The organism is Curtobacterium sp. 8I-2, assembly GCF_902506155.1.
Taxonomy (GTDB): domain Bacteria; phylum Actinomycetota; class Actinomycetes; order Actinomycetales; family Microbacteriaceae; genus Curtobacterium; species Curtobacterium poinsettiae.
Window position 1 is genome coordinate 590,594 of sequence record NZ_LR732826.1, and the last position, 25,208, is coordinate 615,801.

Below are 25,208 nucleotides of genomic sequence, written 5' to 3' on the forward strand. Positions count from 1 at the left end.
GCGACGCGTACCGGGTTCCTACGCTCCGGGGGCGAAGCGGTACCCCATTCCGGACTCCGTCACCAGGAAGCGCGGGTGCGCGGGGTCGGGCTCGAGCTTCCGCCGCAGCTGGGCCATGTAGAGGCGCAGGTACCCGGAGTCGTTGCCGTGCGTCGGCCCCCAGACCTCGGTCAACAGCATCTCGCGGGTCATCAGCCGGTCGGGGTTCGTGACCAGGACCTCGAGCAGGCGCCACTCGGTGGGCGTCAGGCGGATCGCCGGACCCTCGGCCGGGGTGACCTGCTTCGCGACGAGGTCCACGAGCAGCGGTCCGATCGCGATCGTCGGGGTCTCCTCCGTCGCCACCACCCGGCGTCGTCCGAGTGCCCGCAGCCGGGCGAGGAGCTCGTCCATCTGGAACGGCTTCGTCACGTAGTCGTCGGCACCGGCGTCGAGCGCGTCGACCTTGTCGGACGAGTCGGTCCGGCCGGAGAGCACCAGGACGGGCACCTGCGACCAGGCCCGGACGCCCTCGAGCACCCCGATGCCGTCGAGTCGGGGCATGCCGAGGTCGAGGAGCACCAGGTCGGGGCGCTCGGTGATGACGGCGTCGATCGCCTCGCGCCCGTCCCGAGCCGTGACGACGTCGTACCCTCGCGCCGAGAGCGTCACCGACAGCGCACGGACGAGCTGCGCGTCGTCGTCAGCGATCAGGACCTTCATCGGATCTCCACTCCCACGTGCCCGGCGATCGGCAGCCGCACCACGACGGTGAGGCCACCGCCCGGGGTGTCGTCGACCTCGATCGTGCCGCCCATGCCCTCGGTGAACCCGCGTGCCAGAGCCAGGCCGAGCCCGAGGCCGGTCTCGTTGTCGGTGTCGCCGAGCCGCTGGAACGGCTGGAACACCTCGTCGCGGCGGTCCGCGGGAATCCCGGGGCCGTGGTCGGCGACGCGGAGTTCGACCACGCCGGCGAAGGCGCTGGCGGCGACCCGGACGTGGGTGCCCTCCGGGGCGTACCGGGCGGCGTTGGCGAGCAGGTTCACGACGACGCGCTGCAGCAGGACGGGGTCGGCGAGCACCGGCGGCAGGTCGGCGGGCAGGTCGAGGTCGACGTCGTCGGGGCCGAGCTCGAGCTCGTCGAGTGCGGGGGCGACCACCGTCTCGAGTGCGATCGACGCCGGGGTGACCGCGAGGACACCGGCCTGCACGCGGCTGACGTCCAGCAGGTCTGCCAACAGCACCGCCAGCTGACCGAGGCTCTCGTCGGCCGTCGCGAGCAGCGCCTCCCGGTCGGGTCCGGACAGGTCGATGTCGGGCGCACGCAGCGTCTGCACGGCGGCGGAGGCCGCTGCGATCGGTCGGCGCACGTCGTGGCCGACGGCCGCGAGCAGTGCGCTGCGAACCCGGTCGGCGGCGGCGATGCGTTCGGCGCCGACGGCAGTGCGGGTCAGCTCGCGGTGCTCGACGGCGGCGTCGAGCTGCTGCTCGACGACCCGCAGCAGTCGGCGCTGGGTCGGGTCGTCGGGCGCGCCGGCGAACTCGAGCACGGCGCCGGAAGCGAGCGTCGTCGACGCGTCCGGCGTCGCACCGAACTCGCCGGAGGTCGCCGGTACCTCGTCGCCCTGGCGGATCCGGACGCCGGCGAAGCCGAAGGCCTCACGGGTGCGGTCGAGCAGCGCCTGCAGGGCGTCGTCACCACGGAGCACACTGCCGGCGATGCCCATCAGGAGCCCGGACTCGGCCGAGGCCCGACGGGCGGCACGTGACCGGCGGGCGGACCGGTCGACCACGAAGCTGACCAGCACCGCGCTGATGACGTACATGACCAGCGCGAACAGGTGCCACGGCTGCTGGACCGTCACCATGTAGAGGGGTTGCACGAAGAAGTAGTCGAGACTCAGCCCGGACAGCACGGCCGCGAACACCGCCGGCCACATCCCGCCCACGAGCGCCACGACGAGCACGAGCAGCTGGTACGCCAGCACGTCGACCGTGATGGCGTCCGGGTCGCTGCCGATCGACAGCACCCACGTGAGCAGCGGGCCGACCAGGACCGACAGCACGAACCCGGCGATCACGCGTCCGCGGGACAGACTGCCCCCGAGCTTCGGCAGGGTGATCCCGCCGCCGGCCCGCTCGTGCGTGACGACGTGCACGTCGATGTCGCCGGACTCCCGGATGACGGTGTTGCCGATGCCCGGACCGGTCATGGCGGCCGCGAGCCGGCTGCGGCGGCTGACCCCGATCACGATCTGGGTGGCGTCGATCGACCGTGCGAACCGCACCAGGGTGCTCGGTACGTCGTCGCCGACGACCTGGTGGTACGTCCCACCGAGTTGCTCGAGCAGGGTCCGCTGTTTGCCGAGCGCGCCGGGGTGCCGCACGCGCAGGCCGTCGTTCGTGGTCACGTGGACGGCGGCGAGCTCGCCGCCGGCGCTGCGGGCGGCGATGCGGGCGCCGCGGCGCAGCAGGGTCTCGCCCTCGGGGCCGCCAGTCAGGGCGACGAGCACGCGCTCCCGGGTCTCCCAGCGGTGCTCGATGCCGTGCTCGGCGCGGTAGGCCTTGAGCGCGTCGTCGACCTCGTCCGCGAGCCAGAGCAGGGCGATCTCGCGCAGGGCGGTGAGGTTGCCGAGGCGGAAGTAGTTCGACAGCGCGGCGTCGATCCGGGCCGCCGGGTACACGAGCCCGTCGGAGAGCCGTTCGCGCAGCGCTGCCGGGGCCAGGTCGACGACCTCGATCTGGTCGGCCGCGCGCACCACGGCGTCGGGGACGGTCTCGCGCTGCACGGTGCCGGTGATCTCGCGGACCACGTCGCCGAGGGACTGCATGTGCTGCACGTTGACCGTCGAGATGACGTCGATGCCGGCGTCCCGCAGCGCCTCGACGTCCTGCCAGCGCTTCTCGTTCGGGCTGCCGGGGGCGTTCGTGTGGGCGAGTTCGTCGACGAGCGCGACCTCGGGTGCCCGGGCGATGACAGCGTCGAGGTCGAGGTCGTCCAGGTCGACGCCGCGGTGCGAGACGGTGCGGCGGGGCACCACCTCGAGCCCGTTCACCAGGGCCGCGGTGGCGGCGCGCTCGTGCGTCTCGACGACGGCGACGACCACGTCGCGACCCTCGTCGAGCAGCCGACGCCCCTCTTCGAGCATCGTGTAGGTCTTGCCGACACCGGGCGCTGCACCGAGCAGGACCCGCAGCTTCCCGCGCTTCACGTGCTCATCCTCTCGCGTGCGGGGGTCGGTCTCCGCAAAACACCGGTGTTCACCTGTCGCACCGCGGTCTGCGAGTGTTCGACGCGCGAGCACCGGTGTCTTGCGGAGGGGTCGCCCACGCTCAGGAGGCCTTCGCCAGCGCCAGGTTCAGCGCGAGCACGTTCACCACGGGCTCACCGAGGAACCCGAGCTGCCGCGACTCGGTGTGCGACTGCACGAGCTGCCGCACGGTGGCGGCGGACAACCCCCGCGCCGATGCCACGCGCGCCACCTGCTGGCGTGCGTACTCCGGGCTGATGTCCGGGTCGAGCCCCGAACCCGAGGCGGTCACGGCGTCGGCCGGCACCTGTGCGGCGGGGACCCCGTCGGCCTTCGCCAGGGCGGTACGACGCTCCTCGACGGCCTTGAGCAGGTCGGCGTTGTTCGGCCCGAGGTTCGAGCCGGAGGACGCCCCCGCGTCGTAGCCGTCCCCGGCGGCGGACGGCCGCGACTGGAACCAGCGGTCGGCCTGCTTCCCGGTGAACGACTGCCCGATCAACGAGGAACCGACGACCTTGCCGGACGAGTCCGTGACCATCGAGCCGTTGGCCTGGTCGTGGAACGCCGCCTGGCCGACGCCCCAGACGGCGAGCGGGTACCCGACGCCGAGGACGACGGTGGCGACGAGGGTGAGGCGGATGGCCACACCGGCGGAACGGAAGGTGGAACGTGCAGATGCCATGACTAGAACCCCGGGATGAGACCGACCACGAGGTCGATCAGTTTGATGCCGATGAAGGGGACGACCACGCCGCCCAGCCCGTAGACGAGCAGGTTGCGGCCGAGGATCGACGACGCTGCGGCTGCGCGGTACTTGACGCCACGCAGGGACAGCGGGATGAGCGCCACGATGACCAGCGCGTTGAAGACGACCGCCGACAGGATCGCGGACGACGGGCTGTGCAGCCCCATGATGTTGAGCGCCGCGAGGCCCGGGAACGCGGCCTGGAACATCGCCGGGATGATCGCGAAGTACTTCGCGACGTCGTTGGCGATGGAGAAGGTGGTCAGGGCACCGCGGGTGATGAGCAGCTGCTTGCCGATGCGGACGACGTCGATGAGCTTGGTCGGGTCGGAGTCGAGGTCGACCATGTTGCCCGCCTCCTTCGCCGCCGTCGTACCGGTGTTCATCGCGACGCCGACGTCCGCCTGGGCCAGGGCCGGGGCGTCGTTGGTGCCGTCACCGGTCATGGCGACGAGGTTGCCGCCCTCCTGCTCGCGCTTGATGTAGGCGAGCTTGTCCTCCGGGGTGGCCTCGGCCAGGAAGTCGTCGACGCCGGCCTCGTGGGCGATGGCCGCCGCGGTGCGGGGGTTGTCACCGGTGATCATCACCGTGCGGATGCCCATCGACCGGAGCTCGGCGAACCGTGATGCCATGCCGTCCTTGACGACGTCCTTCAGGTGCACGACGCCGAGCAGCGTGACCGCACCGGTCGACGACCGACGGCCGACGACGAGCGGCGTGCCGCCCTGGTCGGAGATCTCCGCGACGGTCGCGTCGATGGCCGAAACAACACCGGCTTCGGTGGTGTCCGCCCATGCGAGCACAGCCGCAGCGGCACCCTTCCGGATCTGCGATCCGTCGGGCAGGTCGAGACCGGACATGCGCGTCTGCGCCGTGAACGGCACCTCGACGGCCCCGTCCGGCAGGCCCACGGCGGCGCCGTCCTCGCGCGCCAGGTCGACGATCGAGCGTCCTTCCGGGGTGCTGTCCGCGGCACTCGACAGCGCTGCGGCTTCGAGCAGGTCGGCGGTCGTCACGCCCGGCACGGGCACCACGCGGGATGCCCGGCGGTTGCCGTAGGTGATCGTGCCGGTCTTGTCGAGCAGCAGCGTCGTGATGTCACCGGCGGCCTCGACCGCGCGGCCCGACATCGCGAGCACGTTGTGCTGCACGAGTCGGTCCATGCCGGCGATGCCGATCGCGGAGAGCAGGGCCCCGATGGTGGTCGGGATGAGGCAGACGAGCAGGGCGATGAGCACCGGCACGCTGACCGTCGCACCGACGAGCCCCGCGATGGGCTGCATCGTCAGGCAGACGATCACGAAGACGATCGACAGCGAGGCGAGCAGGATGTTCAGCGCGATCTCGTTCGGCGTCTTCTGCCGTGCCGCACCCTCGACCAGACGGATCATCCGGTCGATGAAGGTCTCGCCCGGGGTCGAGGTGATGCGCACCACGATCCGGTCGGACAGCACGCGGGTGCCGCCGGTGACGGCGCTGCGGTCGCCGCCGGACTCGCGGATGACCGGTGCCGACTCACCCGTGACGGCCGACTCGTCGACCGACGCGATGCCGTCGATGACGTCACCGTCGCCCGGGATGACCTCGCCCGCGACGACCAGGACCACGTCGCCCTTGGCCAGGTCGACGGAAGCGACCTCCTCGGTCGCGTTGCCGGTCGCGGCCGCGTCGGACGTCGCGTACCCGAGCACCCGGCGGGCACTCGTGGTCGAGCGGGTCTTCCGCAGGGTGTCGGCCTGGGCCTTGCCGCGGCCCTCGGCCACCGACTCCGCCAGGTTGGCGAAGACGACGGTGAGCCAGAGCCAGACGGCGATGGCGATCGTGAAGGCGGACGGCTCGACGACGGCGGCTGCCGTCGTCAGCGCCGCGCCGACCTCGACGATGAACATGACGGGGTTCCGCCACATGAGTCGCGGATCGAGTTTCCGCAGGGCGCCCGGGAGGCCCGCCACCAGCTGGCGGGGTCCGAATGCGGACGAGCGGATGGCCGGCCTGGAGGCGGTGGTCGCCTCGTGCTCGGAGGTCACGGTGGTCATGACAGTCCTTCTGCGAGCGGACCCAGTGCGAGCACCGGGAAGTAGGTGAGTGCGGTGACGATGACGGCGACGCCGCCGAGCAGCACGATGAAGAGCGGGCGATGGGTGGGCAGCGTGCCGGCGGTCTCCGGCACCCGGTCCTGCGCCGCGAGGGACCCGGCGAGCGCCAGGACGAACACCATCGGCACGAAGCGGCCGAGCAGCATCACGACGCCGAGCGAGGAGTTCATCCACGTGGTGTTCGCGGTGAGTCCGCCGAAGGCCGAGCCGTTGTTGTTCGCGCCCGAGGTGAAGGCGTAGAGCAGCTCGGTCAGCCCGTGGTTGCCGGGGTTGAAGATCGACGTCCCGAGCACCTGTTCGCGGACCCCGGGGATCACGAGCGAGAGCCCGGTGGCCAGGAGCACGAGCGTCGGCGTGACGAGGATGTACAGCGCCGCGAAGGTCATCTCCTTGGCGCGGATCTTCTTGCCGAGGTACTCCGGGGTTCGGCCGACGAGCAGGCCGCCGATGAACACCGTGATGACGGCGAGCACGAGCATGCCGTACAGGCCGGAGCCGACGCCGCCGGGGGTGACCTCGCCGAGCATCATGTTGACGAGCGCCATCATCCCGCCGATCGGGGTGTAGCTGTCGTGCATCGCGTTGACGGCGCCGGTGGACGTCGAGGTGGTCGCGGTCGAGAAGAGCGTCGAACCGAGGATGCCGAAGCGGCTCTCCTTGCCCTCCATCGCGGCCCCGGCGGCGTGTGTGGCGATCCCGCCGCCGCCGAGCTCGGCGATCGACATGACCGACAGCGAGACGAGGAAGATCGCGCTCATCACGGCGAGGATCGCGTAGCCCTGGCGGTCGTCCCCGACGAGCCGCCCGAACGTGCGCGGGAGCGAGAACGGGATGACGAGCATGAGGAAGATCTCGACGAGGTTCGTCCACGCCTGCGGGTTCTCGAACGGGTGCGCCGAGTTCGCGTTGAAGTAGCCGCCACCGTTCGTGCCGAGTTCCTTGATCGCCTCCTGCGAGGCGACGAACCCGCCGGGGATGTGCTGCGTGCCACCGATGAGCGTGGTGACGTCGGTGCCGCTCCCCCACGACTGGACGACCCCGCCGGCGACGAGCACGATCGCGAAGACGAACGCCCCGGGCAGCAGCAGCCGGCCCAGCCCGCGGACGATGTCCACCCACACGTTGCCGAGGGTGCCGGACTTGCGACGGGCGAACCCGCGCACCAGCGCCACGGCGACCGCCAGGCCGACGGCTGCGGACAGGAAGTTCTGCACCGCGAGGCCGGCCATCTGCACGGTGTAGCCGAGGGTGACCTCGGGCGAGTACGACTGCCAGTTCGTGTTCGACACGAACGACGCCGCGGTGTTGAACGCAAGCGAGGGTCCGACACCGGGCAGTCCGAGGTCGCCGGGCAGGACGACCTGGATGCGCTGCAGCAGGTAGACGAGCAGGAGCCCGGCGACGCTGAAGAGCAGCACCCCGCGCAGGTACACGGGCCAGGACTGCTCGGCGTCCGGATCGACGCCGATCAGCCGGTAGACCCCGCGCTCGACCCGGTTGTGCCGGACGGGTGTGAAGACCTTCGCCATCCAGTCGCCGAGCGGGCGGTACGCGACGACGAGCAGCAGGACGAGGGTGGCGACCTGGGCGATGCCCGCCCAGAGGTCCGCGGCGCCCACTAGAAGCGCTCCGGACGCACGAGCGCCCAGACGAGGTACACGACAGCGGCGATGCCGAGGACGGCGGCCGCGATGGTGATGCCGATCACAGCCGTTCCACCCCCTTGGCGATCAGTGCCACCACGCCGAACACGGCGAGGACACCGGCGACGACGAACACGTCGAACACGAGGGACTCCAGAAGGTCTGCGGTGTCCGCGCCGGGTGACGCGGACCGGCACCACTTGTGGTGCCGAACCGATGCTGGATCCTGCGCCGGGCCTCCAGTCCGCTCCTAACGGATCCCTGACGCCGCCCTGGCGGACGCATGCACGCTCCTAACGCCTGTGGAGAGCGCTCGATCCCGTGACGCGGATCCTGGTAGGGTTTCAGCATCACGATCGGCCCGCTCGCCTCACGGCTCGGGCCGATTTTCTTGTCTCGGGGGGGCGCATGGAGTACGTGAAACCGTGGCTCTCGATCGGTGAGCAGATCGGGAAGCTGGCTTCCAAGGGAGTCCGCATCGGTGATCGGGGCGTCGCGGGATCGGTACTGCGCGAAGTCGGCTACTACCGCCTCACCGGATACCTCTATCCCTTCCGTGAATCGTCATCGGTCACCGATGAGGTCGGCCGCCGACACGGCGAGGTCCACGACCGGTACCGAGCAGGGACGGAGTTCGCAGCAGCCGGACACCGGAGCGTTCACTGCACCTCGGCCCGACCCACCGGATGGCTCCAGCGCACACACGGCGTGGCTGCAGCGAGTGCGAGACCGACAGGATTCCTCTGACGAACAGTTCGTCGCACACTTCCGAACCGAGTACGACGACCGGATGCCCATCTGGGCACTCACCGAAATCCTCGAACTGGGACACCTCGCTCGGCTGTACGGCGGTCTCCGGAACGACGTCGCCACCCGGATCGCCCGAGAGTTCGGCGTCCCGACCAAGAAGACGATGCTGAGCTGGCTCGCCTCGGTCAACTACGTCCGGAACGTCGCAGCACACCATGCGCGTCTGTTCAACCGGAAGTTGGTCGTGGTCCCGAAACGGCCGAGGTCCGGTGCGGTACCGCTCCTCGCACATCTCTCGGGAACCGATGCCCCGAAGCAGTTCGGTGTCTACAACACCTTGGCGGTGATGGCCTACCTGCTCAGGTCGGTCCCGTCCGACCACGACTGGGCCGAGCGCGTGGCCGCTCTCCTCGGGGCCTTCCCGAGCAACGAACACCTCGATCTCTCGTCGATGGGTGTCGGCGGCGGTTGGCTGGACCACGCGCTCCGGACAGGTCCCCACTGATCACGCTGGGCGACGCGTGCCGGCCGTGCGCAACCGGTCAGCGAGGTCTGCCACGGCCTCGACGAGCTCCTCCGGACCCGCGACGACGAAGTCGACCGCAAATCCTGACACCACGCCCGCGAGCCCGTCCCACGACCACGATCCGAGGGTGACGCTGACCCGGTCGCCCTCGAGCTGCTCGACCACGGCGTCCTCGGGCAGGTACGGCGCGATCCGCCGCGCATCGCCCGCCGTCGTGGTCACCGAACCGGTGCACGGCCACACGTCGTCGACCGCCGCCCCCTTGAACCGCGCGGACACGAACGCGGCCGCATCGCCACCGGGGATCGGTCGCGGCGTGAAGGGGACGCGGGTGCGCATCCGCGGCGTGATCCGGTCGATGCGGTGCGTGCGCCAGTCGTCGCGGTCGGCATCCCAGTCGAGCAGGTACCAGCGACCGTTCCGGGCGACGACGGCGTGCGGTTCCACCCGGTGCGGAGTCTCGTCCTCTCCGTACCCGAAGCGGAAGACCTCGTGCAGGTGGACGGCCTCGCTCACCGCCACCAGGACCTCCGGGTCGGTGGTGGTCCGGCTCGTCGCGGTCACGGCCTGCACCGCGTCGACCCGGGACCGCAGCCGCGCGGGCATCACCTGCCGGACGGTCGCCAGGGCGCGGGCCGCCGACTCGGCGACGTCCGCCCCCGAGGCCGGCGCCACGGCGAGCGCCAGGGCGATCGCCACCGCCTGGTCGTCGTCGAAGAGCAGCGGGGGCAGGTCGGAACCGGCTTCGAGCCGGTAGCCGCCGGCCGGGCCGCGGAGCGCCTCGACCCGGTACCCGAGCCCACGGAGTCGATCGACGTCGCGGCGGACCGTACGGGGACTGACCTCGAGCCGCCCGGCGAGCTCGTCGCCCGGCCAGTCGCGGTGCACCTGGAGCAGGGAGAGCAGCGCGAGCATCCGTGCGGAGGGTCCGGCCATGGCGTCCATCTTCGTCCGAGAAGCGGACATGATCTGACCGCATTGCCCGAGATCCTCGTCCCATGAGCATCGAAACGACAACCCACCTCAACTTCGACGGCGACGCCCGCGCGGCGCTCGACTTCTACGCATCGGTCTTCGGCGGCGAGGTCACCGCCGCCACCTACGGCCAGATGGGCGCCCTGGACGACCCGGCCTGGGCGGACCGCATCGTCTTCGGGCAGGTCTCCACGCCCGCCGGCTTCCGTGTCATGGCCTTCGACGTCTGGCCCGGGCAGCCCTACGACCAGGGATCGAACGCCTTCTACGTGTTCGTGCACGGCGACGACACGGCCGAGATCGAGCGGTACTGGGCGGCACTGTCCGAGGGCGCCGAGGTCCGGCAGCCCCTGGAACCCTCGGCCTGGGCACCGTTGGCCGGGCAGCTGCGCGACCGCTTCGGCGTGGTCTGGCAGCTCGACGTCGCGGCCCCGACCGAGTGACGCGGCGGTGCGGCCCGGATGGTCCCGCCCCGCACCGACGCTCGGACGTTTGTGAACCACTTCCCCACGGAATCCAGCCGCCGATAGCGTGCTGGCATGCCCGAGTTCCGCCCGATGCCCGGTTACGAGCTCGGCCACGGATGGGTGGCCGCCCGCCGACGCCGCTCCCGGTTCGGCAGCGTGTGGCGCTGGATCGGGCCGCCGGTCGCACTCGTCGCCGTCGTCGCTGCCGCGCTGCTGTTCCACTGGTACGCGGGCGTGGCCGACCAGGTCGAGTGGGAGTGCGCGGTGTCCACCTGCGGCACGAGCGACCCGCGGTCCTTCGCGCCGGAGGGGTGCTGGGCGCTCCTCGTGCTCGCCGGTCTCGGCACCGTCCGGGTCCCCGGGCGGTGGTGGTGGACGGGCGCGCTCCTGCTCGGGTTCGCGCTCGTCGCCGCGTGGTCGATCGACTGGTGGCGGATGCCCGGCATCGACCTCGGGCTGTTCGTGACGCCGATCGGAGCCGGGAGCCTGGGCGTCGTCCTCCTGCTCGCCCGGATCGGGATGGCCGTCGACCGTGTGCGCGGGCGAGCCCACACCGCCCGTCGGCGGGCCGAACAGGACAGTCCGCGGGACGTGGGCGAGCGCTGACCCGGTCGGAGGATCAGCCCGAGCGGCTCCAGGTGCTGACCGTCACGGTCGCGGTCACGCTCGTCGGCGCGAACACCTGCTCCGCCGAGACGTGGTGGTGGCTCGGCCCCATGTGCACGACGTCGTGGACGTCCTCCGCCGACAGCTCCATGGACCACATCAGGTCCTCGGAGGACCGCAGCGCGAACGACGGCGTCAGGGAGTCGTGCAGTCGGCGCTCCTTCTCCGGGTCCACGCTGATCGTCGCCTCGGCGAGCTCCGCCAGGTGGCCGGTCCGCGGGGTCACCACCACGAGCACGCCGTCGGCGTGCAGGACGCGGGCGTACTCGGTCTGGTTGCGGGGTGCGAAGACGTCGAGCAGGACGGCGGCAGCGCCGTCGACGACCGGGAGGCGCTCGGTCACGTCACCGACGACGGCCCCCGCGCGCTCGTGGGCGCGTGCCGCACGCCGGATCGCGACGGCCGACAGGTCGAGCGCGACCCCGAGCCTCCCGTCCGCCGCGCGCAGCGCACGCGCCAGGTAGGTCCCCGGGCCGGAACCGACGTCGAGGACGATGCCGGGCGCGGTCGTGTCCGCGACGATTACGGCGAGCGCCCGCTCGACGGGCGCGTAGTGGCCGCGCCCCAGGAACCGCAGCCGCGCGTCCACCATCTCCGGGGTGTCCGCGGTGAGCGCACGCCGCTTCGCGGGCAGGAGCGTCAGGTGGCCCTGCTTCGCCTCGTCGAACCGGTGACCGTTCGGGCAGCCGACCTGGCCGCCGTCGACGCGGCCGAGGGGCTCGGCGCACACGGGGCAGGCGAGCATCGGCAGCAGGTCGTCACGCACCGGCCCAGCGTACGGGCCTGGCTCCCCCTGACCGGATGTCGGTGCTGCGCGGCAGTACGGTCAGGACATGGCAGTCATCGAGCAGGCAACGCTCCGCCCCTCCAAGGCCGAGGCGCTCGCCGCCTGGCTCCCCGACCAGACGTGGAGCGGCGTCGTCGCGGGAGCGCCGCTCGAGGTCGTCGGGCAGTTCCGGTTCGACGACCCCGCTGGCGAGGTCGGCATCGAAGTGCTGCTCGTCCGCACCGACGGCGGCCGGGTCCTGCAGGCGCCACTGACCTACCGGGACGCACCGCTGCCGGGTGCCGACGCGTTCCTGGTGACCGAAATGGACCACTCCGTGCTCGGACGACGGTGGGTGTACGACGCGGTGGGCGATCCCGTGCACGCCGACGTGCTGCGCCGGGCGATCGTCACCGGCGGGCACGAAGCGGAGCTCGAGTTGGCCAACGGTGCCGGACAGCGGCCGAAGGACGCCTGGGCCAGCGGCAGCGGCTCCGAACCCGACTCCCCCACGATCACCTCGTTGCACGCGACGACGACGGGTGCGGTGACGTCGATCGCGACCGACCACGGCACGATCGTCGTCGCTCGGGTCGTCGGTTTGGCCCTGCCCGAGGGCGAGACGCTGACCGGGACGTGGACGGACGGCTCCGAGGTGCTCGCCGTCCTGCTGCCCGAACGCGCCTGAGGTACTGGCAGGGCCTGCCTGTGCCGGGGACCGGCTGGCAGGATCGACGACGTGAAGACACTGGAGTTGCCACAGACAGACCTCACCGCCTCCGACGTCGTCGTCGGACTGATGCGGATCAACGACATGAGCGACGAGGGCATCCGTTCGCTCTACAGCGCCTCGCGCGATGCGGGCGTGAACATGTTCGACCACGCCGCGGTCTACGGCGAGTGGCACGGCTGCGAGGAGCGGTTCGGCGCCGCCGTCACGCTGACGCCCGCGGAACGCGCCGAGATCGTGCTGCAGACCAAGGTCGGCATCCGGCCGACGCCGAAGGGCGCGTACTTCGACTTCTCGTACGAGCACATCCTCGAGTCCGTGCACGAGTCGCTCGAGGCACTGCAGACCGAGTACGTCGACGTGCTGCTGCTGCACCGCCCCGACGCCCTGGTCGAGCCGGAAGAGGTCGCGAAGGCATTCGACGAGCTGCACGCCGCCGGCAAGGTGCACCACTTCGGCGTCTCGAACCACACCCCCGGCCAGGTCGACCTGCTCAAGAAGCACGTCCGCCAGCCGCTCGCGTTCAACCAGGTGCAGCTGAGCATCACGCACGCCAACGTGATCTCGCAGGGCCTGACCGCGAACATGGGCGGCCTCGAGCAGTCGGTCGACCGCGACAACGACATCCTCAACTACTCGCGCATCAACGACATCACGCTGCAGGCCTGGTCGCCGTTCCAGAAGGGCTTCTTCGACGGCGTCTTCCTGGGCGACCGTGAGCAGTACGCCGAGCTGAACGACGTGCTCGAGGAGGTCGCCGCCGCGCACGGAGTCACCCCGACCGGCATCGCGGTCGCGTGGATCACCCGCCACCCCGCGCACTTCCAGGTCGTCCTCGGCACGACGAACCCGCAGCGCGTGCGGGACTCGGCCGCCGGCTCGGACGTCGAGCTGTCGCGCGAGGAGTGGTACCGGATCTTCACCGCGGCCGGACACACCGTTCCCTGAACCGGGACCGCCCGGTCAGGTCGGGCAGGGTGGGATCGTGCTCAACGACCTCGCCCTGCCTGTCCGCCTGACCACACGCTCCGGCGAGGTGACGCTGCGGGACGCGGTGGACGAGGACCTCGATGCGCTCATGGCACTGTTGTCCGACGACCCGATCAGCGCTGCACGTGGTGACGTCGCCGCGCCGGAGGACCGACCGCGGTACGCCGAGGCACTCCGATCGATCGTGGACGACCCGGCGAACGCGCTGCTCGTCGCCGAGGACGCCGACGGGCGGCTCGTCGGGACGCTGCAACTCACCCGGATCCCCGGGATGGCTCGTCGTGGTGCCACCCGACTGCTCGTCGAGGCGGTGCGGGTCAGCAGTGCACGCCGATCTGCCGGCATCGGGAGTGCGCTGATGCGCTGGGTCACCGACGTCGCGGCGCCGGCCCTCGGGACCCCGCTCGTGCAACTCACGTCGGACGCTGCACGGACCGATGCGCACCGGTTCTACGAGCGTCTCGGCTTCACCGGCTCGCACGTCGGGTTCAAGTACCGGGTCCCCGACCCTTCGGCGCGCTGACGTTCTTTCCCAGAACGCGTGCGATGCAAGGTGCTTTCGGGCGTACCTGGTCGAAATTTCCGACCAGGTATGCGCGATTCGACCAGGTATGCCCGATTCGACCAGGTACGCCCGATTCGACCAGGCGCGCTAGTCGTCGGAGGCGGAACCAGCAGACCTCGGCGTCGGAACGTTCACGTCGACCGGGGACACCCCGGCGGGATCGGCGGAGGCGCCACCCACGACGTCGAACGAGATCCCCAGCATCGCCGGGTCCTCGTCGAGTTCGAGCCCGTCCTGGCGGACCTGGTCCTCCGGGATCGCACGGCCACCGGACGGGTCCCACGAGTTCGCGATCGACATGCGCACGAGCATGCCCGAGCCGCTTGGCAATCGCCCAAGAATCCCCGGAGGACCCCCGGAACGATCAGAGGTCGTCCGGGTGCAGCCGTTCGCCGGCGTGCGGACGCCGGAACACCGGGCCGCCGCCGGCCTCGTCCTCGTCGTGGTGGCTGACGGGCGAGACGCTCGGGTCGGCGGAATCGTCGCCGACGTCGGCGCCGCGGTCCTCCTCCACCTTGAGCTCGGACTCGTCACTGCCGTCCACGGGGATGGACCGGCCCTGCTGTTCGGGATCGAACGGTGCGCTCATCGACATGGGGGGAGCATGCTCCCGCTCGGTGCACGCGCAGTCAGCGTTGTCCGTCGGCCGCGATGAGCTCGAGCTGCGTGAGTGCCAGGTCGGTGCCCGCGGTGAACGTGAACGACGAACCACCGCCGATGATCCGGAACACCCGGGTCTGGCCGGCCCACGTGAACTCGGCGCCGTCGACCGCGGTGACGGTGTCGTCGAGGCCGACCCGCCACGAGTACGACCCGGGCGATGCCACCGTCACCGTGTACAGCGAAGCGGCGGCGCACGACACGTCGAACGAGACGGACTCCCCGGCGGCGAGCCCCGTGACGGTGCGGCCGGTGTCGTCGGTGAGCGCCGAGACCCCGATGGGCAGGACGTCCACGGGGGCGTCCCGGTAGCCGTGCACGTCGGAGGCCGAGACGGGGCGGGTGTCCGACGCCCAGCCCTGCGGTTCGTCGGACAGTGTGAACTCGATCCGCGACGCGGCCACGACCACGCTGTGCGGGATGGTGACCGAGGTCCAGGGCGAGCCGTCGACCGTCACCGACGCCACGTACGCGCCTGCGGAGCCGGCGGCGATCTCGATGACCGTCTCCGTTCCTCTCCCCACCGGCACGGCCTGCCCGCCGCTGGCGCGTCGGTCAGGATCCGGCGGCGTGGGCCCAGGCTGTCGCAGCACGGTCCTGCGGACCGACGGCGGCACGAGCACGTAGGTGCCGGTCGACGGCGCCAGCGGGTACAGGCCGATGGTGGCGAAGACGTACCAGGCGCTCATCTCGCCGTTGTCCTCGTCGCCGGGGTAGCCCTGGCCGAGGTCGGACCCGACGAACAGCCGCTCGAGCGATTCGCGGACGATGCGGTGCGCGTCGTCGTGGCGCCCGGTGAACATCGGGAAGAAGGGGATGTGGTGCGCGGGCTGGTTCGACAGCCCGAGCATGCCCATCCGCACGTCGCGGGCCTCGGTCATCTCGTGGATCGGGAACCCGTACGACCCCGAGCGTGCGAGGGCGCCGGTCTCGGGGGCCGCGAAGAAGGCGTCGAGGGCGGCGTCGAAGCGCTCCGGCCCGCCGTGCAGGTCGACGATGCCGGCGCCGTCGTGCGGCGCCGTGAACGCGGTACCCCACGCGTTCGTCTCGGTGTAGTCGTCGCCCCAGTCGCGCGGGTCGAACTCGGTTCCCACGCGCCACGAGCCGTCCGGGTCGCGGCCGATGAAGAACCCGCGCTCGGAGTCGAAGACGTGCCGGTACTGCAGGGACCGGCGGGCGAACCACTCGGCCTCGGCCTCGTACCGGGACAGGTCGGCGGGCGTCCGCGCACGCGATGCGAGCAGGCCCGCCATGACGGCCAGACCCCAGTCGTTGATGGCCGCGTCCAGGGTCCACGACATCCCCTCGTGGGTCGCCGTGTCGACGTGGCCGCGGAAGGCGCCCGGGAGGCTCCCCTTGCGTCCGACGCGCTCGTCACGCGGCGGAACGGTCGCGTTCCGCACCGCGCTCCGGTACGCCTCGGCCAGGTCGAAGCCGCGCACGCCCTTCACCGCGAGGTCGGCGAAGACGGTGTCGCTCGTGGTGCCGGTCATGCAGTCCTCGGCGCCGGGCGCGCTCCAGCGCGGGGTCCACCCGCCGTCGTGGTGGTGCTCGACGAAGCCCTGGGCCAGCTCGCCCGCGGTGTCGGGGGTCAGGAGTCCGAGGAGCGGCCAGGCGGTGCGGTAGGTGTCCCAGAAGCCGTTCGTGGTGGTGAACGGGCCGTCGACGGTCTCCGGCCCGGGCTCGTCGCGGATCGGGTCCGCCAGCACGTCGCCGTACGGAGAACGGTGCCGCGGGGCGCCGGTCAAGGCGGTCTCCCCGGCACGGTTCGGGTAGAGGAACAGCCGGTACAGACCCGAGTACAGGCTCGTCAGCTGGTCGGGGCTCGCGCCGTCGAAGGACAGCGTCGCGAGCTTCTCGGTCCACAGCGCCTCGGCACGGGAGCACATGGCGTCGAACGAGCCGGCGTCGTCGAGGTTCGCGCGGGCGTCCTCGATCGAGACGGTCGAGATGCCGAGCAGGACGTCGACCGGGCCGCCGGTGCCGCCGGGCTCCCCCACGGACAGCCAGCCGCGCAGCTCGTGCTCGCCGATCGTCGTGTGGTCGGCGGTGACCCCGGCGACCCGCAGGTGCACGTGGTGCGGCGGGGTGCCGGGGCGGTCGTCGAGCAGAGCTTCGACCACGGCGGTGCCGTCGGTGACCGTCACGGAGACGTCGGACACCCGGCCGTGGTGGTCGAGCACGACGCTGCGGGTACCGGTGAACCGGAACCCGAGGGCGAACTCCCCTGCGGTCAGCTCGGCCGTCACACCGTGGTCGAGCGCGACCCGGTAGCGGTGCGGGCCGTCCTGCTCGTCCTCGTGGTCGAACCCGAGCGCGCGGGCAGCCCGGTCGACGTCAGGGGTGTCGAGCGGCGAGGGCATCACCTGGAACACCCCGCGGTCGCCCATCCACGGCGACGGGATGTGGCTCGTCGCGAAGGCCTGGATCGCCGGACGGAGTCGTCCCTGGTCGTCGAGCCGGTCGTGCTCCTGGTAGGCGTACGGCCAGCGGTTGCTCGAGGCGTCCGTCATCGGCAGGCCGAACACGCCGCCGTGCGGGACGCCGACGAGCGGCGCGTTGTTGCCGCGGGAGAACCGGGACGACGCCTGGGTGCCGCGGGTCGTCCGGACGTGGCCGAGCGCGGTCGTCGGGGTCGGGCGCGCGGGACCGATCCGGACGGCGTCGAGCCAGCCGCGCAGTGCCGGACGCTCGCCGTCGGTGACCGCAGCCGACGTGTCGGAGCCGAGCCGGGCCTCCAGACGGTCGACGACCAGCCCCGCGAACGGCGTGAGGTCGACCGCTCGGCGGTTCCACTGGTCCACCCACTGCTTGCGTGCGGTGTCCTGCGCGCCCGGGGTGACCACGTCGCCGTACTGGTCGCGGGCCCCCGCGTGCTCACGCAGCCGCGAGCCGTCGGTGAAGAGGACGTCGACGGCGAAGGCCGTGGCGTCCCAGAAGTGCGGCAGGTCTGCTTCCGTCGGCTCCGTCGCCCCGTCGGGCAGGGTCCGCTCGGGGAACCAGACCCAGGACAGCTCGTCGCCGGGGGCGATGGTGCGTCCGGTGAGGCCGGGGACGATCGCCTCGGCCACCGACGCGCCCGCTGGTCGTTCGACGAGCCAGCCCGCGGCAGAACCGAAGCCGACACCGTTCCGAGCGGCCACGGCCGTCGTCGGACCACCGCTCCGTTGCAGTTCTCGCACCGTGCGAGCCTATTTGCTCCAGGAACTGGACGAAAACCCCAGCGTGTCAGTCCCTGTTCTGCCCGGGGGCGCTGCCGGACTTGCCGGGGCCGGCACCGGGGCCCTTGTCCGACGAGGTGTCGACCGCGCCGGTGCCGTCCTGGGGCGCCTGCACCGGGTTCGAGGCGGGGGTGCTCGGCTCCGGGCCGACGGGCGGGTCCTGCGTGGGCTGCTCCGGCTCGGTCGGTTCGCTCGGCTGCTCGCTGGGCTCCTCGGCCGGCTGCGACGGCTGCTGCTCCTGGGACGGCTGCTGCTCCGCCGGCTCGCTCGGCTGCTGTTCCTGCCCCGGGTCCTCGGTCGGTTGCTGCTCCGTCGGAGCCGTCGAGGTGGTGTCCGTCGGAGCCGGCGTGCCGTCACCGTCACCGTTCAGGGCGAACACGGCCACACCGATGCCGATGAGCACCAGGACGATCACGATGATCGCGGCGATGAGGGGCCCGCGCTTCTTCTTCGCCGGCTGGTCCTCCGGCTGGTCGCCCCGGACCGGGCGGGGCGCGACCGGCGGCGGGGTCGGCCCGCTCGGGCCCGATGCACCACGGCCGTTCGCCTGGGCGCCGAGGACGGTCGTCGAGACGTCGTCAGCGGCGTTCGGACGGTGGGTGTCGAGGACGCGCGTGGCGTCGTCACCTGGCTGCGCGCCACCGTTCGGTAGTTCGCTCGCCGGCATCGCCCGCGTCCGGTCGTCGGCGTTCGCCGCTGCGGCGGCGCCGACTGCGGCACCAGCCGCGCCGGCGGCCGCGGCCGTCACCGCACCGGGCGCACCGGGCAGGAGCTGCGTGGCGTTGGTGGGCTCGTCGCGGCCCAGGGCACGCAGGCGCTCGGCAGCCTCGGCGGCGGTCGGGCGCTCCGCCGGGTCCTGCGCCGTCATCACGTGCAGGAGGGTCCGCCAGGCCGTCGGCAGCTGGCGGTCGATCTCGGGCGAGCGGGTGAGCCGGGCGGTGGCGGACTCGACGGCGCTGCCCGGGAACGGCTGGCGGCCGGTCAGGCACTCGAGCAGCACGAGTCCGAGCGAGTAGACGTCGGCCTTGCCGGTGATCTCCTGCGCCAGGACCTGCTCCGGTGCCAGGTACGCGGCCGTGCCCATCACGGTGCCCGTCCCCGTCACGCGCGAGGCGTCGCGGAGCAGGGCGATCCCGAAGTCGGCGAGCTTCACGTGCCGGCCGTCGCTCTCGAGCAGCACGTTCGCGGGCTTCACGTCACGGTGGACGATCCCCTGCGCGTGCACGGCGGCCAGGCCGTCGGCGACCTGCGCACCCAGGCGGGCGGCGGTCGCGGGGTCGAGCGGCCCCTCGCGCAGACGCGTCGCCAGGTCGCTGCCCGGCACGAGTTCCATGACGAGGTACGAGTCGCCGTCGACGTCGTCGAGGGCGGCGTCGTAGAGCGTGACGAGCTCGGGGGCACGGAGCGTCGCGAGGGTCTGGATCTCCGCCTCGGCGCGGGCGCGCTCACCGCGGTCGACGGGGCCGATGCGGAACACCTTGACCGCGACCTCGCGACCGAGTTGCTCGTCGACCGCCCGGTACACGGACGCCATGCCACCGTGTCCGAGCGTACCCGTGACGCGGTACCTGCCGCCGAAGACCCGTTCTTCCATGCCCGGCAACCTACCGGTCGCGGCTGACGGCGCTCTGCCGGAGCGCGGCGGCGCGGGCCCGGGCGGCCCGGGCGGCCCGGGCCGCCCGGACGGCCGTCGAGTGAGCAGAAGATGTCGGGTCGCTCGCGGCCACCCGACTTCTTCTGCTCAGTGGATGACGCGGTCGACGTCCGGCGCGGGCTCGGCACCGTGGTGGATCGCCGTCAGGTACAACCGGTGCGCCGTGATCACGAGCGCGAGCCACGCCAGCCCGAGCGCCCACGCCGCCAGCACGTCGGTGAGCCAGTGGTGCCCGAGGAACACGCGCGACGCACCGACCGACAGCACGAAGAAGGTGCCCACGACGATCGTCAGCACCCGGGTGACGACGCGCGACTGCCGCAGGAGCAGCAGGTACACGATGGTGCCCACGATCACCGTGGAGTTGAGCGTGTGCCCCGACGGGAACGACGGCGACGTCTCGTACGGCGGCACCGCGTCGGACAGCGGCGGACGCGCCCGACCGATCAGGTCCTTGCCCGCGATCGTCATGAGCAGCGAACCACCGCTCGCGGCGACGAGGAGCACCAATGGCGTCCACGCACGCCGCTGGATCGTGAAGCCGACCAGGAACCCGAGCGCGACGATCGGCATCCCGATCGTGCCCGCGATGTCGGTCCACAAGGTGACGACCGTGTCGGCCGTTGGTGATCGGAGCGTGAGGGCCCAGTCGAGGACGGGCCGGTCGAGCACCGCGACGTCGTCGGCTTCACGGACGGCGTCGTAGACCTCGGAGGCGATCCACGTGGCGAGGACGGCGACACCGAGACCCACGGCGAGGGTCAGCAGCAGCACGGGCATGGCACCGAAGCGCTTGCCGAGTGCGGTCCACGCACCGGCGACACCGCGGCCGACCCGGGAGCGCCAGCGGGTCAGGTCGACTTCGCCGACGGTGCGGTCGGCGGCGTCCCCGCGTTCGGTGTGCATCCGTCCACCCTGCCCGAAGCCGCCGGGAGCCGTCCCGGCAGCGTCAGTCCTTCGCCTCCGAGTACGCCCCCACCACCGCGACCGACAGCGGGAACGTCACCGGGAAGTCCTGGAACAGCAGCCGTCCGGCGTCGACGGCGGCCTCCCGGATCTGCTGTGCCACCCAGTCCGCATGCTCCGCCGGGGCGTGCACCACGATCTCGTCGTGCACGAAGAACACCAGGTGCGGCCCGTCCGTCACGGCACCGGGGAACCGCGCGAGGAGCCGCGATCGCAGGGACCCCATCCACGCGAGCGCCCACTCCGCCGCGGTCCCCTGCACCACGAAGTTCCGGGTGAACCGCCCCCAGCTCCGGGCGCGGGACTCGACGGCACGCTGCATGGCCGGGGTCCCCTCGACCGTGTAGGCCTGGTTCCGGGCCTCGAACCACGAGTCCTCGGGCACCGGTGACGTCCGCCCGAGCAGCGTCGTCACCGGTTCGCCGCGCTCCCCCGCACGGGCCGCGCGCTCCACCATGTCGAGCGCCTGCGGGAACGCCCGGACCAGGCGCGGCACGAGCCGACCGCCCTCGCCCTGGGTCGCCCCGTACATCGCGCCGAGCATCGCCACCTTGGCCTGCTGCCGGGTCTCGACCGCGCCCGAGGCCACCACGCCGTCGTACAGGTCGCGTCCGTCGCCGGCCGCGGCCATCGCCCGGTCGCCGGACATCGCGGCGAGCACCCGGGGCTCCAGCTGTGCGGCGTCGGCCACGACGAGCTTCCACCCGGGGTCGGCGATGACGGCTCCGCGGATGCCCTTCGGCAGCTGCATCGCTCCCCCGCCGTCGGCCGCCCAACGACCGGTGACGACACCGCCGACGACGTACTTCGGGTGGAACCGGCCGTCGCGGATCCAGTCGTCGAGCCACGTCCAGCCGTTGGCGGTGAGCAGTCGCGCCAGGCGCTTGTACTCGAGCAGCGGCTCGATGACGGGGTGCTCGATCTCCTGCAGCTCCCACTTCCGGGTACTGGTGACCATCAGGCCGACGCGGCGGAGCGCCTTCAGCACGTCGGCGGGCGAGTCCGGGTTGAGACCGGGATCGTCGAGGCGTTCCCGCACGACGGCGGCGATCTCCTCGAGCCGTCGCGGCCGCACGCCGTAGGGCACGCGCGGCCCGAGGGCGTCCTCGAGCAGGCGCTCGTGCACGTCGGCCCGCCACGGCAGCCCGGCGTGCAGCATCTCGGCCGCCACGAGCGCACCGGCTGACTCCGCGGTGAGCAGCAGGCGCAGGGCGCCGGGCGCGCTCGACCCCGCAACGGCGGCGAGCTGCGCGCGGAACTCTGCCACCGGGTCGACCTCGTCGTCGGGCACGGCGGCGGTGAACAACGCGTCGTCGAAGAGCTGGGCCTGCGTCGGGCGGACCACGCGGGCTTCGGCGACCGGGGCGTCCAGGCCGTCGGCCGGCGCAGCGGCGAGCACGGATCCCCGAGCAGCGAGCGCGGCCCGCAGCACCCGACGACCGAGGCGCAGGTCGACGCAGCGACCGACCCGACCCCCGGCGGCGAGCACGGCCGGGTACCAGCGCGCGGTGTCGTCCCACACCCAGCGCACGCCCGGTGCGTCGTGGACCGCGACGAAGGCCGGGAGGCCCGGCTCGTCCAGGCGGACCGGCTCACCCCCGGCGGTCCCCGCGTCGGTCAGGGGCGTCGCGAGGACGCCGCCGTCGACGCGGCGGAGGACGAGGTGCACGACACGATCATGCCGTGCCCCACCGACCCCGGCGGACCAGGGCCGGAACGGGCGTCACTCGCCGGGTCGGACCGCCGCGGTGTCGGCGACGTCGATGCGGACGTCGCCGTCCTCGGCACGGGAGACCTCGACCCGCGGATCGGCGTCGTGCTCGTCGGATCCGGACATGCGACGGAACGTGTCCTGTCGGCGTTCCTCGAACGTCATGTCGACGCCGTCGTCGAGGTGGTCGTGGTCGGGCTTCGTCATGCCGTGCACGCTACGCGGCCGCGGCTGCGGGCGGTCACGCGACCGGCGCCGTTCCGGTCCGCTCGGTCCAGTGCCCACCGCTCGCCCACCGGTCGAGCACGGCCGCACGCAACCGCCCGGACGGCGCCGCGGAGCGAGCGGTCGCCAACGGCACCCCGAAGACGAACTTCGCGACGCTGGCGTCCCCCTCGGTCGCATCGTCCTCCCCCGGCGGGACGAGCCTGAAGCGCCGGGCGAACCGCACGAGGTTGGCATCGGGACCGAGCGCGGCGGGCAGCCCCGGGTCGAGCATCCAGGAGCGGCACTGCCACCGGTCCGCAGCGAGGTGCCCCGCGAAGCCGCGCAGGACCTCGGGTGCGTCGGCGAACGAGCGGTCGCAGGCCACCGGGTCGAGCGGCCCCGTCTCCGGCACGTGCACACCCCAGGCCGACGTGCCGTCCGCCAGGTGGTCGCCGAGTTCGAACTGGAGGCGCCCCACGGCCACCACGCGCCCGGTCACCACGGCGACGAGCCACTCCACCCCGGTGCCGTGCAGCCCGTAGCGCGCGAGCTTGCGGTCGACGTCGGCGACGGATGCCTCGGCGAGCGCGCGCGGGAGCCCACGCCCCGCGAGGGCATCGGCGGTGTCCGGCACCGCGGCGCGGAGCGCTGCCACCAGCAGTGCGTCCCGCTCCGCGGGTCCGGCGTCGGCGACGGTGGCGGCCACTGCGGCCGCCACCGTCGCGGAGTCGTCCGGTGACCCCACGGCGGCGGCGAGGACCGCGACGGACGCGGGACGGGCCTCCAGGCCGGGGGTCGCGGTGGTCACTTCAGACCGGACGAGGCGAGCCCGTCCATCACCCGACGCTGCAGCACGACGAACATGATGAGCACCGGCGCCATCGCCATCAGGCTCGCGGCCATCAGCACCGGGTAGTCGATCGTGCGGTCGCTCGACAGCGTCGCGAGGCCGGCGGCGAGCGGCATGTCCTCGGCGCGGGTGGAGACCACGAGCGGCCAGAGCAGCTCGTTCCACGACCACAGCACGGTCGTGATCGCGAGCACGCTGATCGACGGACGGGCCAGGGGCAGCATGATCCGCCAGAACGTCTGGAACGGGTTCGCGCCGTCCATCCGCGCGGCCTCTTCGAGCTCGGGCGGCATGTTCAGGAACGCGGTCCGCATCAGGAACGTGCCGAAGGCGCTGAACAGCCCGGGTGCGACGATCCCCATCAGGGTGTCGAGCCAGCCGAGGCCCTGCACGATCTGGTACTGCGAGATCAGGTAGACCTGCGAGGGCACGAGCAGGATCGAGAGCACGATCGCGAGCAGCGCCGCCCGGCCGCGGAACCGCATCCGGGCGAAGGCGTACCCGGCGAGCGTGCACAGGACGATCTGCGCGATCGTGCGGATGATCGTGACGGACACCGACGTGCCGAGCTGGCTGAGGAACGGCAGGCGTTCGAAGACCTGCGCGTAGTTCTGCCACTGCAGCTCCCCCGGCCAGAAGACCGGCGTGACGGACTGCACCTGCGCGTTCGTGGACAGCGACATGATGATCTGCCACAGGAACGGGAACGCCATCGCGAAGCCGCCGATGCCCAGCACGACGTGGATCCACCAGTGGCTGCCGCCTCGACGGCCGGGCCGGCGTGCTGCCCGGGGTGGTGTGACGGTGGCGGTCATCCCTGCACCCACTTCCGTTGGACGCGGAACTGCACGAGCGTGACGATGCCGATGAGCAGGAAGATCACCATCGCGATCGCGGCCGCGAAGCCCTTGTCGTTGTCGATGAACCCGGCGTTGTAGAAGTAGAAGACGAGCGACATCGTCTTCGGGATCACCGGGTTGGTGCTGCCGAGGATCGCGTACAGCAGGTCGAACAGCTGGAAGCTCGAGATCGTCGTCACGATCACCACGAAGAAGATGCTCGGACTGAGCAACGGCACGGTCACCGAGCGGAACTGCCGCCACCGGCTCGCGCCGTCGAGTTCGGCGGCCTCGTAGAGCTCCGGCGGGATGTCCTTGAGCCCGGCGCCGAGGATGATCATCGAGAAGCCGAGGGACGACCAGAGGCCGACCAGGCTCACCGCGACCAGCGCGAAGCCGGGCGTCGAGATCCAGTACGGGCCGTCGATGCCGACGTTCCCGAGGAACCAGTTCACGATGCCGTAGTCGCCGTTGTACATGATGCGCCAGACCAGCGCGATCGCCGCGGGCATGGCGACGTACGGCAGGAAGAAGAGCACCCGGTAGAACTGCGCGAACCGCAGCCCCGGGGTGTTCAGCAGACTGGCCAGCCACACCGCGATCGGGATCCCGGCCAGGACGACGGCCGTGTAGATCACCGTGTTGAGCAGCGACTGGTACAGCTGCGGGTCACCGACGAGCCGGACGTAGTTCGCGACGCCGGTGAAGGTCGCACCGCCGAAGACGCCCCAGCTGGTGAACGAGTACCAGAACGTCTGGATGATCGGCCAGATGTAGAAGGTGCCGACGCCGACGAGCATCGGGAGCACGAAGAGCCACGGCCACCAGCCGTCGGTCCGTCGTGGCGCTCGGCCGCCGCCGCCTCGCGGAGCCGGGGCACCCCGCCCGGGCGAACGTGTCGTCCGGGCGGGGGCGGCTGCGGCCGGGGGCCGCTCGGTGTTGATCGTCACG

At 71.9% G+C, this 25,208-nt stretch carries 25 protein-coding genes; 7 read left to right on the forward strand and 18 right to left on the reverse strand.

Annotation, left to right across the window (positions count from 1 at the left end):
• Positions 1-18: 18 nt before the first annotated feature.
• From BOSE127_RS02870 to BOSE127_RS02895, 6 genes are all read right to left on the reverse strand, one after another.
• The gene (locus tag BOSE127_RS02870) at positions 19-702 is read right to left on the reverse strand and encodes a response regulator (protein WP_017887945.1); all 684 of its coding nucleotides are present in this window, start codon (positions 700-702) and stop codon (positions 19-21) included.
• The gene (locus BOSE127_RS02875; protein ID WP_042537560.1) at positions 699-3,191 is read right to left on the reverse strand and encodes an ATP-binding protein; all 2,493 of its coding nucleotides are present in this window, start codon (positions 3,189-3,191) and stop codon (positions 699-701) included. Before BOSE127_RS02875 ends, BOSE127_RS02870 begins: the two co-directional genes overlap by 4 nt.
• A 121-nt stretch (positions 3,192-3,312) precedes the next feature.
• The gene (gene kdpC / locus BOSE127_RS02880; protein ID WP_159556144.1) at positions 3,313-3,912 is read right to left on the reverse strand and encodes a K(+)-transporting ATPase subunit C; all 600 of its coding nucleotides are present in this window, start codon (positions 3,910-3,912) and stop codon (positions 3,313-3,315) included.
• 2 nt (positions 3,913-3,914) lie between these two features.
• Entirely contained in the window at positions 3,915-6,011 is a 2,097-nt protein-coding gene (gene kdpB / locus BOSE127_RS02885; RefSeq protein ID WP_071250081.1) for a potassium-transporting ATPase subunit KdpB, read from the reverse strand.
• A complete protein-coding gene (gene kdpA / locus BOSE127_RS02890; protein ID WP_159556145.1) occupies positions 6,008-7,690 on the reverse strand; it encodes a potassium-transporting ATPase subunit KdpA in 1,683 nt (560 codons plus the stop codon). The genes kdpB and kdpA overlap by 4 nt, the downstream gene beginning before the upstream one ends.
• Complete coding sequence (locus BOSE127_RS02895; protein WP_017887940.1) at positions 7,690-7,779, reverse strand: potassium-transporting ATPase subunit F; 90 nt, start codon at positions 7,777-7,779, stop codon at positions 7,690-7,692. The genes kdpA and BOSE127_RS02895 overlap by 1 nt, the downstream gene beginning before the upstream one ends.
• A gap of 343 nt (positions 7,780-8,122) precedes the next feature.
• Between BOSE127_RS02895 and BOSE127_RS17290 the strand changes: the two genes are divergently transcribed.
• Both BOSE127_RS17290 and BOSE127_RS17295 read left to right on the forward strand, forming a co-directional pair.
• Positions 8,123-8,461 carry a hypothetical protein gene (locus BOSE127_RS17290; protein ID WP_236559497.1) on the forward strand — a complete coding sequence of 113 codons (339 nt, stop codon included), beginning with the start codon at positions 8,123-8,125 and terminating at the stop codon, positions 8,459-8,461.
• Positions 8,436-8,969, forward strand: a complete 534-nt coding sequence (locus tag BOSE127_RS17295; RefSeq protein ID WP_236559496.1) for an Abi family protein — start codon at positions 8,436-8,438, stop codon at positions 8,967-8,969. The genes BOSE127_RS17290 and BOSE127_RS17295 overlap by 26 nt, the downstream gene beginning before the upstream one ends.
• Here BOSE127_RS17295 and BOSE127_RS02905 read toward each other — a convergent pair whose 3' ends face one another.
• A complete protein-coding gene (locus BOSE127_RS02905; RefSeq protein ID WP_159556220.1) occupies positions 8,970-9,926 on the reverse strand; it encodes a helix-turn-helix transcriptional regulator in 957 nt (318 codons plus the stop codon).
• 62 nt (positions 9,927-9,988) lie between these two features.
• Between BOSE127_RS02905 and BOSE127_RS02910 the strand changes: the two genes are divergently transcribed.
• Both BOSE127_RS02910 and BOSE127_RS02915 read left to right on the forward strand, forming a co-directional pair.
• Positions 9,989-10,408 (forward strand): VOC family protein, encoded by a 420-nt coding sequence (locus BOSE127_RS02910; RefSeq protein WP_071250075.1) that lies wholly within the window; start codon positions 9,989-9,991, stop codon positions 10,406-10,408.
• Positions 10,409-10,504: 96 nt separating this feature from the next.
• Positions 10,505-11,038, forward strand: a complete 534-nt coding sequence (locus BOSE127_RS02915) for a hypothetical protein (protein ID WP_017887936.1) — start codon at positions 10,505-10,507, stop codon at positions 11,036-11,038.
• Between the two features lie 13 nt (positions 11,039-11,051).
• Here the strand turns inward: BOSE127_RS02915 and BOSE127_RS02920 are convergent, their stop codons facing one another.
• Complete coding sequence (locus tag BOSE127_RS02920; protein ID WP_159556146.1) at positions 11,052-11,864, reverse strand: putative RNA methyltransferase; 813 nt, start codon at positions 11,862-11,864, stop codon at positions 11,052-11,054.
• A 67-nt stretch (positions 11,865-11,931) separates the two neighbouring features.
• On the opposite strand from BOSE127_RS02920, the gene BOSE127_RS02925 reads away from it, so the two are divergent.
• Genes BOSE127_RS02925 through BOSE127_RS02935 form a run of 3 tightly spaced genes read left to right on the forward strand, consistent with a single transcriptional unit; the run spans position 11,932 to position 14,107 of the window.
• Positions 11,932-12,552 carry a CG0192-related protein gene (locus BOSE127_RS02925; protein WP_159556147.1) on the forward strand — a complete coding sequence of 207 codons (621 nt, stop codon included), beginning with the start codon at positions 11,932-11,934 and terminating at the stop codon, positions 12,550-12,552.
• A 51-nt stretch (positions 12,553-12,603) separates the two neighbouring features.
• A complete protein-coding gene (locus tag BOSE127_RS02930) occupies positions 12,604-13,542 on the forward strand; it encodes an aldo/keto reductase (protein WP_017887933.1) in 939 nt (312 codons plus the stop codon).
• 37 nt (positions 13,543-13,579) lie between these two features.
• The gene (locus BOSE127_RS02935) at positions 13,580-14,107 is read left to right on the forward strand and encodes a GNAT family N-acetyltransferase (protein WP_071250071.1); all 528 of its coding nucleotides are present in this window, start codon (positions 13,580-13,582) and stop codon (positions 14,105-14,107) included.
• 129 nt (positions 14,108-14,236) lie between these two features.
• On the opposite strand, the gene BOSE127_RS02940 is transcribed toward BOSE127_RS02935, so the two are convergent.
• The 10 genes from BOSE127_RS02940 to BOSE127_RS02985 all read right to left on the reverse strand — a co-directional run bounded on the left by BOSE127_RS02940 (position 14,237) and on the right by BOSE127_RS02985 (position 25,207).
• On the reverse strand, positions 14,237-14,449 hold the full coding sequence (locus BOSE127_RS02940; protein ID WP_139179591.1) for a hypothetical protein: 213 nt from the start codon (positions 14,447-14,449) through the stop codon (positions 14,237-14,239).
• A 64-nt stretch (positions 14,450-14,513) separates the two neighbouring features.
• Positions 14,514-14,744: a hypothetical protein gene (locus BOSE127_RS02945; RefSeq protein ID WP_071250069.1), complete on the reverse strand. Its 231-nt coding sequence runs from the start codon at positions 14,742-14,744 to the stop codon at positions 14,514-14,516.
• A 34-nt stretch (positions 14,745-14,778) separates the two neighbouring features.
• Positions 14,779-17,991: a GH92 family glycosyl hydrolase gene (locus tag BOSE127_RS02950; RefSeq protein ID WP_236559485.1), complete on the reverse strand. Its 3,213-nt coding sequence runs from the start codon at positions 17,989-17,991 to the stop codon at positions 14,779-14,781.
• 46 nt (positions 17,992-18,037) lie between these two features.
• Complete coding sequence (locus BOSE127_RS02955; protein ID WP_071250065.1) at positions 18,038-19,624, reverse strand: serine/threonine-protein kinase; 1,587 nt, start codon at positions 19,622-19,624, stop codon at positions 18,038-18,040.
• 147 nt (positions 19,625-19,771) lie between these two features.
• Entirely contained in the window at positions 19,772-20,590 is an 819-nt protein-coding gene (locus BOSE127_RS02960; RefSeq protein ID WP_159556148.1) for a phosphatase PAP2 family protein, read from the reverse strand.
• Between the two features lie 43 nt (positions 20,591-20,633).
• Positions 20,634-22,319, reverse strand: coding sequence for a bifunctional 3'-5' exonuclease/DNA polymerase (locus BOSE127_RS02965; RefSeq protein WP_159556149.1), 1,686 nt, complete (start codon positions 22,317-22,319; stop codon positions 20,634-20,636).
• 54 nt (positions 22,320-22,373) lie between these two features.
• On the reverse strand, positions 22,374-22,568 hold the full coding sequence (locus BOSE127_RS02970) for a hypothetical protein (RefSeq protein ID WP_017887924.1): 195 nt from the start codon (positions 22,566-22,568) through the stop codon (positions 22,374-22,376).
• Positions 22,569-22,602: 34 nt separating this feature from the next.
• Positions 22,603-23,376 (reverse strand): hypothetical protein, encoded by a 774-nt coding sequence (locus BOSE127_RS02975; RefSeq protein ID WP_052481653.1) that lies wholly within the window; start codon positions 23,374-23,376, stop codon positions 22,603-22,605.
• On the reverse strand, positions 23,373-24,233 hold the full coding sequence (locus BOSE127_RS02980; protein ID WP_031260151.1) for a carbohydrate ABC transporter permease: 861 nt from the start codon (positions 24,231-24,233) through the stop codon (positions 23,373-23,375). The genes BOSE127_RS02975 and BOSE127_RS02980 overlap by 4 nt, the downstream gene beginning before the upstream one ends.
• On the reverse strand, positions 24,230-25,207 hold the full coding sequence (locus BOSE127_RS02985; RefSeq protein ID WP_140448581.1) for a carbohydrate ABC transporter permease: 978 nt from the start codon (positions 25,205-25,207) through the stop codon (positions 24,230-24,232). The genes BOSE127_RS02980 and BOSE127_RS02985 overlap by 4 nt, the downstream gene beginning before the upstream one ends.
• Position 25,208 lies beyond the last annotated feature (1 nt).

Coding starts and splice junctions, on each gene's coding strand:
- BOSE127_RS02870 (WP_017887945.1), bottom strand. CDS start 702: ATGAAGGTCCTGATCGCTGACGACGACGCGCAGCTCGTCCGTGCGCTG.
- kdpC (WP_159556144.1), bottom strand. CDS start 3,912: ATGGCATCTGCACGTTCCACCTTCCGTTCCGCCGGTGTGGCCATCCGC.
- kdpB (WP_071250081.1), bottom strand. CDS start 6,011: ATGACCACCGTGACCTCCGAGCACGAGGCGACCACCGCCTCCAGGCCG.
- BOSE127_RS17290 (WP_236559497.1), top strand. CDS start 8,123: ATGGAGTACGTGAAACCGTGGCTCTCGATCGGTGAGCAGATCGGGAAG.
- BOSE127_RS02905 (WP_159556220.1), bottom strand. CDS start 9,926: ATGGCCGGACCCTCCGCACGGATGCTCGCGCTGCTCTCCCTGCTCCAG.
- BOSE127_RS02910 (WP_071250075.1), top strand. CDS start 9,989: ATGAGCATCGAAACGACAACCCACCTCAACTTCGACGGCGACGCCCGC.
- BOSE127_RS02915 (WP_017887936.1), top strand. CDS start 10,505: ATGCCCGAGTTCCGCCCGATGCCCGGTTACGAGCTCGGCCACGGATGG.
- BOSE127_RS02925 (WP_159556147.1), top strand. CDS start 11,932: ATGGCAGTCATCGAGCAGGCAACGCTCCGCCCCTCCAAGGCCGAGGCG.
- BOSE127_RS02940 (WP_139179591.1), bottom strand. CDS start 14,449: ATGTCGATCGCGAACTCGTGGGACCCGTCCGGTGGCCGTGCGATCCCG.
- BOSE127_RS02945 (WP_071250069.1), bottom strand. CDS start 14,744: ATGTCGATGAGCGCACCGTTCGATCCCGAACAGCAGGGCCGGTCCATC.
- BOSE127_RS02955 (WP_071250065.1), bottom strand. CDS start 19,624: ATGGAAGAACGGGTCTTCGGCGGCAGGTACCGCGTCACGGGTACGCTC.
- BOSE127_RS02960 (WP_159556148.1), bottom strand. CDS start 20,590: ATGCACACCGAACGCGGGGACGCCGCCGACCGCACCGTCGGCGAAGTC.
- BOSE127_RS02970 (WP_017887924.1), bottom strand. CDS start 22,568: ATGACGAAGCCCGACCACGACCACCTCGACGACGGCGTCGACATGACG.
- BOSE127_RS02980 (WP_031260151.1), bottom strand. CDS start 24,233: ATGACCGCCACCGTCACACCACCCCGGGCAGCACGCCGGCCCGGCCGT.